This window comes from Corynebacterium sp. HMSC076C10 (assembly GCF_001812455.1).
Taxonomy (GTDB): domain Bacteria; phylum Actinomycetota; class Actinomycetes; order Mycobacteriales; family Mycobacteriaceae; genus Corynebacterium; species Corynebacterium jeikeium_D.
In genome coordinates this window covers 1-11822 of record NZ_KV809139.1, presented here as the reverse complement: position 1 = coordinate 11822, position 11822 = coordinate 1, and the positions used below count along the sequence as shown (strand labels likewise).

The following is an 11822-nucleotide window of genomic DNA, read 5'->3' as shown; positions in this document are numbered from 1 at the left end:
AACCGTCGAGGCTAGGACTACTACCCCCGTGTGTGTGCTGTCACCAGAGTGAGGCTCGATGCGGAATGTTCCCTACACCTGTGCTTTTAGAAGTCCCAGTCCTCATCCTCGGTTACTTCAGCCTTACCCATGACGTAGGAAGAGCCGGAACCCGAGAAGAAGTCGTGGTTTTCGTCAGCATTCGGCGACAGGGCCGACAGGATCGACGGCGAAACGCGAGTCTCGTCGGCCGGGAACATACCCTCATAGCCCAAGTTGTTCAGAGCCTTGTTGCCGTTGTAACGCAAGAAACGCTTGACATCCTCGGTCCAACCGAGTTCGTCGTACATCTCTTCGGTGTACTGAATCTCGTTGTCGTAGAGATCAAACATGAGGTCGAAGGTGTAATCCTTCAGCTCGTCACGTTCGGCCTGGGTCAGACGCTCCAGGTTGCGCTGGTACTTGTAACCGATGTAGTAACCGTGAACTGCCTCATCACGAATGATTAGGCGAATAATGTCCGCGGTGTTGGTCAGCTTGGCGTGGCTGGACCAGTACATCGGCAGGTAGAAGCCCGAGTAGAACAGGAAGGACTCCAGCAAAGTGGAAGCAACCTTCTTCTTCTGCGGATTATCGCCCTCGTAGTAGTCGAGGATAATCTTGGCCTTCTTCTGCAGGTACTCATTCTCCTCGCCCCAACGGAACGCATCCTGAATCTCAGGAGTCGACGCCAGCGTCTGGAAAATCGACGAGTAGCTCTTTGCGTGCACCGATTCCATGAAGGCGATATTGGTGTACACAGCTTCCTCGTGCGGAGTCAGCGCATCTGGAATGAGTGATACTGCACCTACCGTGCCCTGGATGGTGTCCAGCATGGTCAGACCAGTGAACACGCGCATCGTGGTGCGCTGCTCCAGTGCGTTGAGCGTATTCCAGCTCTTGATGTCATTCGACAGCGGCACCTTTTCCGGCAACCAGAAGTTACCGGTCAGACGATCCCAAACCTCGAGATCCTTATCATCAGGAATCGTGTTCCAGTCAATAGCCGCAACTGGGCATGCACGCGACTCTGGATTCTTCTCACGGTGGGCCGGAGTCGAGGGTGGGCAATCATCGAAACTCACGTGGAAACCTCTCCCTTTTTCATTGATATTGCCGTTTTTCGAACACACCTTATATATAAGGAACGTCCTTCACTCTTTACGAGTTCAAACAGCGACTGCAGCGGTGGCTATTCCAGCCTTGTCCCACTACAAAACGTCAGGCTCCCGATGAAAGGAGCCACTACCCTTAGCAGCTTACCCACACCCGCATTATTAAGCACGCGACCTAGAAGAAATCGCCCCACTTGCCGAGTCTTGTTCCCGGTGCCCCTCCCCTAACCCCACGTCACACAAAGAACAAGGTGCTTGACGACGCAATGTCCGTCGTCAAGCACCAAGCGCAAGATGTTGCGCGAACCTAGGCGTGAACCTTCTCTCGGTTTTCCGCCGTGTCGTTGATGATGCGGTCGGAGATGACGTACACCAGCAAACCTACGACAGCCATGAGCGCGAGCAACCAAGCGATGGTAGCGGAGACCCCTTCTGCTTCAGACTGCGCGATGGAGAGGGTGCTGAAGAAGGCCGGTCGAGAATCAACAAGCATGGCCGTTAACGCGATGCCAACCGGTACGGCAATGTTGATCGTCAGATTGTAGAAACCGATTGCAACACCGGACTTGGCGGCAGGAATGTTCTGCAGTGCGGTCGCGACCAACGGCGCATACATGAGCGCGAACCCTGATGGGAACAGAATCATGGAGACGATAACCGTGGCAACACCGGCCCCCGGCAGCACTGCGGGGATGAGCAACGCCACGATGATGATGCTGATAGCCGCGACAATGGCCTGCTTCGAGGGCAGGAACTTGGCAACCTTGCCAGACATTACACCGACGATGACAGCGCAGAGGTAGCCCGGCGCGAGGATATAGGCAGCACCGTCGAGGTTGATGCCATAGAGCTCGTCGACCATATACGGCAACAGAATGGCCGAATACCCCAACTGGACCATGTAAACCACGAGCACAACAATCAGCGCGCAAACGTAGCGAGCATTGGTAAAGAACGACGGGCTGACCACGGCGTTGTCATGTGTCCGGATGTGCCAGACAAAGAGCGCGACGCCCAGCGCAGCGGCAACCAGCCACCACCATTGGAACTGCTGCATGAACAGCATCACCGCAGTGGCGATGACCGCGATGAGGAACAGGCCAAAGATATCCAGGTGACTCTTCTGCTGCTGCTCCTCCGGAACTGTCTTGATCAGGAACGGAATGGCAACTATCAGAATGAGCGAAATCAGGAACATAGCCGGCCAGGAAATGTAGGTAGCCACGATTCCCGAGGTCAACGTTCCAATCAGCAGCGCGGCTTGGAAGGCCGCGGTGGAAAAGCCGAGGTAGGTTTTCTGATCTTCTGGGCTTAGGTACTTGGTGACATAGATGACGTAGAGTGTCTCAGCCGCCGCCAGGCCGGCAGTTTGAATAATGCGGGCAGTAAGCACGATTGGCCATACTCCCTGGAAGAAATAACCCAGTAGAGAGCCCACGGCGACGAAGCCGATACCGACAATCATCAATTTGCGGATACTGATGCTGTCCGCCAATGCGGCGTACACCACCGCTCCAATGCCAATCAAGATACCGGCGAGTGTCGCCTGCAGACTGGCCGTGGAGACACTGAGGTCCAGAGATTCCGCAATCGGCTTGGTCATGAACTTAAAGCCATTGTCCAAGACCAAACAGAATACAAAGGAAAACAGCAAGACCGGGACTGCGGCCTTAGGGTTTGGCGCGGCAGCCTTGGACGCTGCGCTTTCACGGGGATTCACGTTCAAGCTGGTATTGCTGGCGGGATTGCTCATCGCACTGTACCTATTTCACACTTCAAGCCAATTGATTGCGGACCAGGACACTAGAGTCGAGCCAGCGGCAATGCCAGCTCCATCATCGTCGTGAAGGCCTTCTCACGTTCTTCCGGAGTGGTCTTTCCACCGGTGACGATGTTGTCCGACACAGTGAAGATTCCCATGGCCTCCACACCGGCCTCGGCGGCGGTGGCATAAAGGCCAGCAGATTCCATCTCCACCGCCAGCACACCCATGCGTGCCCAACGGTCGTTCACATCATCCTGGAAGTTGTAGAAAATATCGCTGGACAAGATGTTGCCGACGTGTGTAGTGATGCCCTGCTCGCGGGCACGATCGCGAACATCTTCAATCAGACGGAAAGATGCGGACGGGGCGAACGTTCCCGGCAAGTTGTACTGCGATAGAAAATTGGAGTCCGTCGATGCCGTCTGGCCGATAACCACGTCATACAGGTCCAGCTCCGGCTGCAACGCGCCGCAGGAACCGACGCGAATCAGCTTCTTGCAGCCGAAAACATGGATAAGTTCCCAGGAGTACAGCGAGATAGACGGAATGCCCATACCGGATCCCATGACGGACACTTCCTGCCCCTGGTAGGTGCCGGTAAAGCCCAACATGTTGCGAACTTTGTTGAACTGAACGACATCGTCCAAATAGGTCTCCGCAATGAACTTGGCACGCAGCGGGTCACCTGGCAACAAAATGGTCTCTGCAATCGGCGCACCCTTTGGGTTGATGTGTGGAGTGCTCTTACCAGTGGTATCGGACATGGCTTCCAGCCCCTTCCCCCACTAGCCGTGGGTGAAAATTATGCGAACATTGGTGTACCACTGCCCAGGTTAATTACCTGGATTACAACCGTCAATAGTGATATTTACATTTGTTCCCAATTGGGTGGAGTGACGAAAAAGGCGCGAGAATCTCCCGGCAAAACTCGGGGAAATTCTCGCGCCTTCAATGCGCTACAACTGAAGCACTAGATGCCTAGCCCTCAAGCACGCTTGCTTAAAGCATGCAGGATACGCAACCCTCGACCTCAGTACCCTCCAGCGCAACCTGACGCAGGCGGATGTAGTACAGAGTCTTAATACCCTTGCGCCATGCGTAAATCTGCGCACGGTTGAGGTCACGAGTGCTCACCGTGTCCTTGAAGAACAAGGTCAGCGACAGTCCCTGGTCAACATACTTGGTAGCGACCGCGTAAGTGTCAATGATCTTCTCGTAGCCGATTTCGTAGGCGTCCTGGAAGTACTCACGGTTGTCATTGTCCAAGTGCGGAGCCGGATAGTATACGCGACCGATCTTGCCCTCCTTGCGAATCTCAATCTGAGATGCAATCGGGTGAATCGACGAGGTCGAGTTGTTGATGTAGGAAATCGAACCGGTCGGCGGCACTGCCTGCAGGTTACGGTTGAACAGGCCGTACTCCATGACGTCGGCCTTCAGTTGCGCCCAGTCCTCAGCGTCCGGAATGTGCGCGGTGGAGTTCTCGAAGATCTCCTTGACGTGCTGAGTCTTCGGCTGGAACTCTGCCGGATCGAAGTTATCGAAGTACTTGCCGCTGGCGTAGTCAGAGTTCTCAAAGTTGACGAACTTCTGACCGCGCTCGCGAGCAATCTTGTTGGATGCGCGCAGGACTGCGTAGAGCACTGCTGCGAAGTAGGCGTTGGTGAAGTCCAGGCCCTCTTCCGAGCCGTACATAATCTTCTCGCGGCCAAGGTAGCCGTGCAGGTTCATCTGCCCCAGGCCGATGGCGTGAGATCCGTCGTTGCCCTTGCGAATCGATGGCACCGAGTCAATAGAAGTCTGCTCACTGACCGCAGTCAGGCCACGGATGGCAGTCTCGACAGTGCGACCAAAGTCCGGCGAGTCCATGGTCATCGCAATATTCAGCGAACCGAGGTTACAGGAAATGTCCTCACCCACGTGCTCGTAGGACAGGTCCGCATTGTAGGTCGACGGGGTGTTGACCTGCAGAATCTCCGAGCAGAGGTTCGACATGTTAATGCGGCCCTCAATCGGGTTCGCGCGGTTAACCGTGTCCTCGAACATGATGTACGGGTAGCCGGACTCAAACTGAATCTCAGCGATGGTCTGGAAGAACTGACGCGCGTTGATCTTCTGCTTACGAATACGCGGGTCCTCGACCATATCCGCGTAATTCTCGGTGATGCTAATGTCCGCGAACGGCTTACCGTAGACACGCTCGACATCGTACGGGCTGAAGAGGTACATGTCGTCGTTACGCTTGGCCAGCTCGAACGTGATGTCCGGAATGACAACGCCGAGCGACAGCGACTTGATGCGAATCTTCTCGTCCGCGTTCTCACGCTTGGTATCCAGGAAGCGCATGATGTCCGGGTGGTGCGCGTGCAGGTAGACAGCGCCTGCTCCCTGGCGAGCACCCAGCTGGTTAGCGTAGGAGAAGGAGTCCTCCAGCAGCTTCATAACCGGGATGACACCGGAAGACTGATTCTCGATGTGCTTAATCGGAGCGCCCTGTTCACGCAGGTTGCTCAGCAGCAGCGCCACACCACCGCCGCGCTTGGACAGCTGCAGCGAGGAGTTGATGGCGCGGCCAATGGACTCCATGTTGTCCTCGATACGCAGCAGGAAGCAGCTCACCGGCTCGCCGCGCTGGGCCTTACCGGAGTTGAGGAATGTAGGAGTAGCAGGCTGGAAGCGTCCGGCGATGATCTCATCAACCAGGTGCTGCGCGAGCCCCAAGTCGCCGTCGGCAAGCGTAAGAGCAACCATGCACACACGGTCTTCGTAGCGCTCCAAGTAACGCTTGCCGTCGAAAGTCTTCAGCGTGTACGAGGTGTAGTACTTGTAAGCACCCAGGAAAGTCTGAAAACGGAACTTGTGGGCGTAGGCCTGCTTGAACAGCGCCTTGACGTCCTCAAATTCGTACTTCTCCAGAACCTCAGCCTCGTAGTAATGGTTCTCTACCAGGTAATCGAGCTTCTCCCGCAAGTTATGGAAGAACACAGTGTTCTGATTGACATGCTGCAAGAAGAACTGTCGCGCAGCCATGCGGTCCTTATCGAACTGAATCTTGCCGTCTTCACCGTACAGATTCAGCAGCGCATTGAGCGCGTGGTAATCCAGCTTGTCCTCGCCCACCGGCTCCGCGACCTGCTTGCCCATTTCCGACACGTTGACTCCTTTAATATTCATTTGCCTGCGCAGGGTCTGTTCAATCACTGCCCAGAGCAATCCAATCTAGCTATTTTCCTCGCGCACCGCTTTACGACGGCTTCCGCGAGCGCACCCATTCGGTTGTCTCAGTGCCCCTTCCCTCGACACTGAGGCTAGCCAACTTAAGCGCTGGCTTTACCGTGGAAGAACTCCTCTAGCCCTTCTCGGACTCGCTGCACATCATGGTCGGTTCCCATCAGCTCGAAGCGATATAGATATGGAACCTTGCACTTGTAGGAGATGACATCCCCTGCTTTACAGAAGTCCTCACCGAAGTTGAGATTGCCGGCAGCAATCACACCTCGGATGAAAGAGCGGTTGTGCTCATTATTAAGAAATTTGATGACCTGCGGAGGAACTGGCCTTGAGTTACCGCCGCTGATGGAAGCGCCGCCACCATAAGTCGGGCAAATGAGGACGTAGGGCTCATCGACGATAAGCTCCGGCTCATTACGACGGATGGGAATGCGGGCATTTTTGATATCTAGCTTTTCAACAAACTTGTGTGTATTCCCCGTCGCCGAGGAGAAATACACCACCAGCATGAGAGCTTCACCCTTTACATCGCAAAACCCCCGCAATCTTCGTTTCCCGGGTGGTCAACGAAATCTGCGGGGAGGTGTGTGATTCTTAAGCTGCCTGGAGAGCCTTGATGCGGTCCGGGCGGAAACCCGACCAGGTCTCAGTGCCAGTGTCAACGACCGGCGCCTGGAGATGACCGAGAGCCATGACGTAATCCCGAGCCTCATCATCCATGGTGATGTCGACGATATCGTAGGCAATTCCAGCCTTATCGAGGGCGCGAGTGGTAGCGCGGCACTGGACACATGCAGGCTTGCTGTAAACGGTAACCATGACTCTCACAAACTTTCTGGCTTTGAGTAAGACCAATGAATCGGATCGACTTCGTACAAACAACGGAAGCGGCCGAGGAATCAGCGGATTGATTGAATGACTGAAAGCTCCCGGAGGTCCATGAGAAACCGAGTACGGGTGGCCGACAGATCCTTTTAGCTATCCTTGGCTCGACATCGAAAACACTACACTTGGTGCCTAGAAAACTCTAGTCATACTAGATGTAGTACTCACAACCATGGTATTCCCTGTTCGGAGATCTCTGGCGCACAAGATGTTGTACACAGACGCACCACAACCTTGTAATTTCACGCTAAAAATTCTAGAAAATCGCAGAAAAACAACTATCGGCGCATTTTGGTTAAACCAATTACTGCAAGACGGCTCGAGGCCAATCACACCAATACCAGGCGCCGCACCGCCCCTCCCCTTCCCTGTCCCTCCCCTGCCCAACTTCGGACTCAGCAGCGATCTCAAAAAATCACGGGCTGCACATGTGAACACGGGCTGCACATGTGAAACTGTGTAAGTTTATGACACTTTCAAGCCATTTTTCGAGCCATTTCTGTCATAAACGTAGTCAGTAACTTCCATCGCCCCACCGCCGCCAGCCATAAACGCAGTAACCGCCTGAACCTCCCCTCCCTAAAAACCAAAAACCGCAACCTTTAGCCACAGTAAAACTGCGACTTCAGATTGCGGTTTTGGCAATAAATGAGGAAGCTATTTGCTTCGCGCTAGCCTAAATAAGGCTTAGCCCTGGCGGGCCTTGAAGCGCGGCTCCTTCTTGTTGATCACGTAGACCTTGCCACGACGGCGCACGACCTGAGCGCCCGGCTTGTTCTTCAGCGACCGAAGGGACTTGCGGACCTTCATTCGGGCGCTCCTTTCTACTCGGCTCCGAAACGGGAATGTGCACACTGCACTCTCCCCGGACAATCACCCCAGTGACTGCCTGGCAACGCACCCTTCCTGATAATCCGAAGAAATATCAAAGAGTATGCGTTACGACACGAGTTGCCATACTACCTAATAAGCGGAATAACTCCAAAAATCCGGGGGAAACATGTCCTTTGACGGTCAACCCCAAGATTGCAACTCCCCACGTTGCAACTGCCTCCGCTTCTCTATTTGGCAGCGGCAATCATGTACTCGCGGACCTCGGCAAGTGTCTTGCCAGAAGTCTCCGGCACCGCCTTGATGGTGAATACCAGCGCAATCGCACCCGTGATGGCAAAGAAGAAGAATGACCACGCACCACCGACAGCATCCACCATCGGGAGAAATGCCTGCGCCACAAACCAGTTCGCAACCCAGAGCGCGAGCCCTGCCAGCCCCATACCCAGGCCACGGGCTTCTGTCGGGACAATCTCGGAAATCAGGAGCCAGGTCGCCACCGACACAGCCGCCTGCTGAAATACGATAAATACAGTCATCAGCAGAAGCGACATCATGGCACCCGTCGAAGAGTTACTCGACAGGCCATAGACGGGCGCCAGCACGAGCAGCGAGCTTGCACAGCCCACCAAACCGATAATCAGCATTCGCCGGCGACCAACGCGGTCAATAATGCTCATACCGATTGCACACGAGATCACCGAGGCGATACCGATGATGATGGAGGTGTAGACAGAGCTTTCCGTCGACAAGCCAACCTTGTTCATCATCGTCGGCGCGAAATACATAATCGCGTTCGCACCCGTGACCTGCTGCGTCACGCCAATCAGCATCGCAATGATGACGGTGCGTCGCACCCACGGGGTTTTCACAGCCAGACGCTCTGCTGCACGCTGATCGGCGCTTGACGACGCCTCACCAACGGCAACCTCAGCCAAGGTCGCCTCATCTCCCTGCATCTGACGCAGCACGGCCAGCGCCTTGCCCTCCTGTCCTCGACGGACGAGGTAGGCCGGTGTGTCCGGCAGAACCAGCATGCCGATGAGCAGCACGATGCCGGGGACAGCGCCGAATCCAAGCATGAGTCGCCAGTTACCGGAGGAGGCTAGGGCGGAGTTGGTGAGGAACGCCACCAGCTGACCAATCACGATCATCAGCGAGTTCAGGCTGACCAGGCGTCCACGCACATGCGGTGGTGCCATTTCGGAGATGTACATCGGTACGACGATGGAAACACCACCGATACAGACGCCGAGCAAAGTACGCGCAGCACCCAGCGAAAACGCACTAGCAGCGAAAGCGCACCAGATACTGCCGATGATGAAGCCGACCGCTCCGAGCAGGATGGTGCCACGGCGCCCCAGGGAGTCCGCTACGCGACCGCCCAGGAACGCACCGATAGCCGCACCGACCAAGAGCATGGCGGTGACAGTGGACTCCTGTCCTGGAGTCAGCTCAAAAGAGCGCTGGATATACAGCAGCGCGCCCGAGATGACACCGGTGTCGTAACCAAAGAGGAGGCCGCCCAGAGCGGCGATGATAGCCACGGCTATCGACCGAGATGTGGTGGTTTCCCGGTTCGGTCCAGTCTTATTCTGTTCGGTTGTACTCACGCTGGAAATCTTGCCACCGTCCAGGCAAAGACCCCCTATCCGAACAGCACTTACTCGATAAAGATGAGAGTTTTGGCACTCTTCTGGCAGGAAAATCATCCCTTTTCCCGTCCGGAACTAGCGGTAGAGTGAGGCTCATGACCCCAGTAGGCACACAGGATTTCCCGCATCCCCTCCAGTCGGAGATTATTAACGACCTCCACGTCCAGCCCACCATCAATGCCGCCGAGGAAATCAGCCGCCGAGTCGATTTTCTCTGCGATTATTTCCGCACCGCGCACGCCAAGGGATTCGTGCTCGGAATTTCTGGCGGCCAAGACTCCACGCTGGCCGGGCGTCTAGCGCAGTTGGCCGTCGAAAAGCTTCGCGACGGCGGTGAGGATGCCACTTTCATTGCCATTCGCCTCCCCCACGGCGTCCAGTCCGATGAGGACGACGCACAGGTGGCACTGCAATTCATTCAGCCTGACCAAAGGCTAACTATCGATATCGCACCGGCCACCGCCGCGATAACCACCCAGGTCACCGATGCCCTGGCCGGCAGCGCTATCAGCGATTTCAACAAGGGAAATATTAAGGCCCGCATGCGAATGATTGCCCAGTACGCAGTGGCGGGTGTTGACGGCGCTTTGGTCATCGGCACAGATCACGCCGCGGAGGCGGTCACCGGCTTCTACACCAAGCACGGCGACGGCGCCTGCGACCTCGTCCCGCTGCAGGGGCTGAGCAAGCGCCAGGGCGCGGCCTTACTCCGTCACCTCGGCGCACCAGCCAGTACGTGGGAGAAGGTGCCGACGGCCGACCTGGAAGAAGACCGCCCTGCGCTTCCCGACGAAGTTGCGCTCGGGGTGACCTATACCGCCATCGACGACTACCTCGAAGGCAAGGCTGTCTCAGATGAGGATGCCGCGCGAATCGAGCACCTCTACTCCATTTCCCGGCACAAGCGAGCTGTCCCGCCCGGACCGGCCGATTCCTGGTGGCGCTAGGCTACTGCCCCGGGCCACCGATCTAGCGTCCCGGACAGAGCAGCAAACCCCTTAAGAGAAGGCCTCCGCGCCAGCGTCCCAAATAGCCCCAACTGCGGCCAAGCTGTCTGCCGCACCGGCTTCGGCGCTGGGTTCCAGCGCAGGTGAACCATCCTGGACGAGCTCGGCGGTCACCAAACCGTGGGCGAACGCCCACATGGCCAATCCCTTAGGCTCATCGCCGGCAACCTTAATGAATGCATCGCGAATCCAGGCATCCAACGACGAAGGCGAGACGACATTCACGAAATTAGTGCGACTCATCAGCCGGTAACCATGCGGATCGTCGAGAACTGCCTGGCGGTACGCCTGCAGCAGAGACGCCGAAGTGCATTCCTCATCAATGGCAGCATGAATACGCTTGCCCAGATTCTCGAGGCTCTCGGTCAGCAACAGCTGAAGGAGCTCTTCTTTACCGCTGATGTGCTTGTACAGCGATGGCGCCTTCACATCGAGCCGCGCCGCTAGGCGGCGCATGCTGATAGCACTCCAGCCCGATTCGCGCAGCATCGCGCGCGCTTCATCTACGATCTTCTGCATACGTGGAGACTGCCTGCGCACATCGGGCTGCGCTGGCACCCCATCGGTCGATTCTATGGTGCACGTCACATTTGCGACTGTAACGGGTTGAATCTCACTTAGGGCGCTTTTGGGTAATTTAACCCAACAATTTTTAAAAAACAGCTAACGGCGGTGCTCAGTCACTAAAAGCTGCCTTTGCACGCTACAAGCTTTGCTTCACGACGGAGCCCCCACCGTCGTAAAGCAAAAGTGCCGTATGCCACCGCTACACTTCGTAGCGATTCGGCTCCTCCCCGAGGTGGAAATGGCGACCCGAAACATCGTTCGGGGTAATGCGCACGTAGTTGTACTTTAACGTCGGCAGCCAGGGCTTCAGCGGCAGCTCATCTGCAGCGTTAATATCCGCGCGGGAGGTGAGAACCTCTGCGTCACCCTTTACGATGACCGACCAGGCCTTCTGAGCATCCTTGTCAACAAAGTCGGCCTCAAAAAGAACATCGTGGTTCAGAGAAACAGTAAAGAGCTTCGACCCCTCGGCAGTGCGGAAGTAAATGCTTCCCTCATGAACGACGTAGTTCAGCGGGAAAAGATCCATATCGTCTTTACGACGAACAACCAGCCGCCCAAAAGTCTGCGTAGCCAGCAGCTCAAGGGATTCTTCGGTGGACAGTTTCTGAATAACGGAGTCGTTGTGTGCCATACCCCCAGTATTCCACCGTTCAGACAAAGTTGCTACAGCCATACGGATTACCAATCATTGAGGTAAACGGCGAGCACACTACGGGTTAAGTAAAGAAAAGTGTGTCCGCATGCC

The 11822-nt window shown here is 55.9% G+C and carries 11 protein-coding genes; 1 reads left to right on the top strand and 10 read right to left on the bottom strand.

Annotated features, from left to right (window positions below):
- Positions 1-86 precede the first annotated feature (86 nt).
- The 8 genes from nrdF to HMPREF2857_RS06920 all read right to left on the bottom strand — a co-directional run bounded on the left by nrdF (position 87) and on the right by HMPREF2857_RS06920 (position 9557).
- Positions 87-1103, bottom strand: a complete 1017-nt coding sequence (gene nrdF, locus HMPREF2857_RS06955) for a class 1b ribonucleoside-diphosphate reductase subunit beta (protein WP_016422253.1) — start codon at positions 1101-1103, stop codon at positions 87-89.
- Positions 1104-1440: 337 nt separating this feature from the next.
- On the bottom strand, positions 1441-2886 hold the full coding sequence (locus HMPREF2857_RS06950; RefSeq protein ID WP_016422252.1) for an MFS transporter: 1446 nt from the start codon (positions 2884-2886) through the stop codon (positions 1441-1443).
- Positions 2887-2936: 50 nt separating this feature from the next.
- Positions 2937-3662 (bottom strand): purine-nucleoside phosphorylase, encoded by a 726-nt coding sequence (gene deoD, locus HMPREF2857_RS06945; protein WP_016422251.1) that lies wholly within the window; start codon positions 3660-3662, stop codon positions 2937-2939.
- Positions 3663-3897: 235 nt separating this feature from the next.
- Entirely contained in the window at positions 3898-6042 is a 2145-nt protein-coding gene (gene nrdE, locus HMPREF2857_RS06940) for a class 1b ribonucleoside-diphosphate reductase subunit alpha (protein WP_172620253.1), read from the bottom strand.
- A gap of 173 nt (positions 6043-6215) precedes the next feature.
- Positions 6216-6638, bottom strand: a complete 423-nt coding sequence (gene nrdI / locus HMPREF2857_RS06935; protein ID WP_070643297.1) for a class Ib ribonucleoside-diphosphate reductase assembly flavoprotein NrdI — start codon at positions 6636-6638, stop codon at positions 6216-6218.
- 85 nt (positions 6639-6723) lie between these two features.
- Positions 6724-6948: a glutaredoxin-like protein NrdH gene (nrdH, locus tag HMPREF2857_RS06930; RefSeq protein ID WP_005511161.1), complete on the bottom strand. Its 225-nt coding sequence runs from the start codon at positions 6946-6948 to the stop codon at positions 6724-6726.
- Between the two features lie 753 nt (positions 6949-7701).
- Positions 7702-7824: a type B 50S ribosomal protein L36 gene (ykgO, locus tag HMPREF2857_RS06925; RefSeq protein ID WP_005511141.1), complete on the bottom strand. Its 123-nt coding sequence runs from the start codon at positions 7822-7824 to the stop codon at positions 7702-7704.
- A gap of 251 nt (positions 7825-8075) precedes the next feature.
- Positions 8076-9557: a sugar porter family MFS transporter gene (locus HMPREF2857_RS06920; protein WP_016422248.1), complete on the bottom strand. Its 1482-nt coding sequence runs from the start codon at positions 9555-9557 to the stop codon at positions 8076-8078.
- A 38-nt stretch (positions 9558-9595) separates the two neighbouring features.
- Between HMPREF2857_RS06920 and nadE the strand changes: the two genes are divergently transcribed.
- Positions 9596-10447 carry an ammonia-dependent NAD(+) synthetase gene (gene nadE / locus HMPREF2857_RS06915; RefSeq protein WP_070643294.1) on the top strand — a complete coding sequence of 284 codons (852 nt, stop codon included), beginning with the start codon at positions 9596-9598 and terminating at the stop codon, positions 10445-10447.
- A gap of 51 nt (positions 10448-10498) precedes the next feature.
- On the opposite strand, the gene HMPREF2857_RS06910 is transcribed toward nadE, so the two are convergent.
- Both HMPREF2857_RS06910 and HMPREF2857_RS06905 read right to left on the bottom strand, forming a co-directional pair.
- On the bottom strand, positions 10499-11026 hold the full coding sequence (locus tag HMPREF2857_RS06910; protein WP_049172854.1) for a TetR/AcrR family transcriptional regulator: 528 nt from the start codon (positions 11024-11026) through the stop codon (positions 10499-10501).
- 247 nt (positions 11027-11273) lie between these two features.
- Positions 11274-11708: a pyridoxamine 5'-phosphate oxidase family protein gene (locus HMPREF2857_RS06905; protein ID WP_016422245.1), complete on the bottom strand. Its 435-nt coding sequence runs from the start codon at positions 11706-11708 to the stop codon at positions 11274-11276.
- Positions 11709-11822 lie beyond the last annotated feature (114 nt).

What these genes read in the sequence shown, in the direction of transcription:
- nrdH (WP_005511161.1), bottom strand. Translation starts at nt 6,948, where the DNA reads ATGGTTACCGTTTACAGCAAGCCTGCATGTGTCCAGTGCCGCGCTACC.
- HMPREF2857_RS06950 (WP_016422252.1), bottom strand. Translation starts at nt 2,886, where the DNA reads ATGAGCAATCCCGCCAGCAATACCAGCTTGAACGTGAATCCCCGTGAA.
- nrdE (WP_172620253.1), bottom strand. Translation starts at nt 6,042, where the DNA reads ATGGGCAAGCAGGTCGCGGAGCCGGTGGGCGAGGACAAGCTGGATTAC.
- HMPREF2857_RS06920 (WP_016422248.1), bottom strand. Translation starts at nt 9,557, where the DNA reads ATGATTTTCCTGCCAGAAGAGTGCCAAAACTCTCATCTTTATCGAGTA.
- nrdI (WP_070643297.1), bottom strand. Translation starts at nt 6,638, where the DNA reads ATGCTGGTGGTGTATTTCTCCTCGGCGACGGGGAATACACACAAGTTT.
- HMPREF2857_RS06910 (WP_049172854.1), bottom strand. Translation starts at nt 11,026, where the DNA reads ATGCAGAAGATCGTAGATGAAGCGCGCGCGATGCTGCGCGAATCGGGC.
- HMPREF2857_RS06905 (WP_016422245.1), bottom strand. Translation starts at nt 11,708, where the DNA reads ATGGCACACAACGACTCCGTTATTCAGAAACTGTCCACCGAAGAATCC.
- ykgO (WP_005511141.1), bottom strand. Translation starts at nt 7,824, where the DNA reads ATGAAGGTCCGCAAGTCCCTTCGGTCGCTGAAGAACAAGCCGGGCGCT.
- nadE (WP_070643294.1), top strand. Translation starts at nt 9,596, where the DNA reads ATGACCCCAGTAGGCACACAGGATTTCCCGCATCCCCTCCAGTCGGAG.
- deoD (WP_016422251.1), bottom strand. Translation starts at nt 3,662, where the DNA reads ATGTCCGATACCACTGGTAAGAGCACTCCACACATCAACCCAAAGGGT.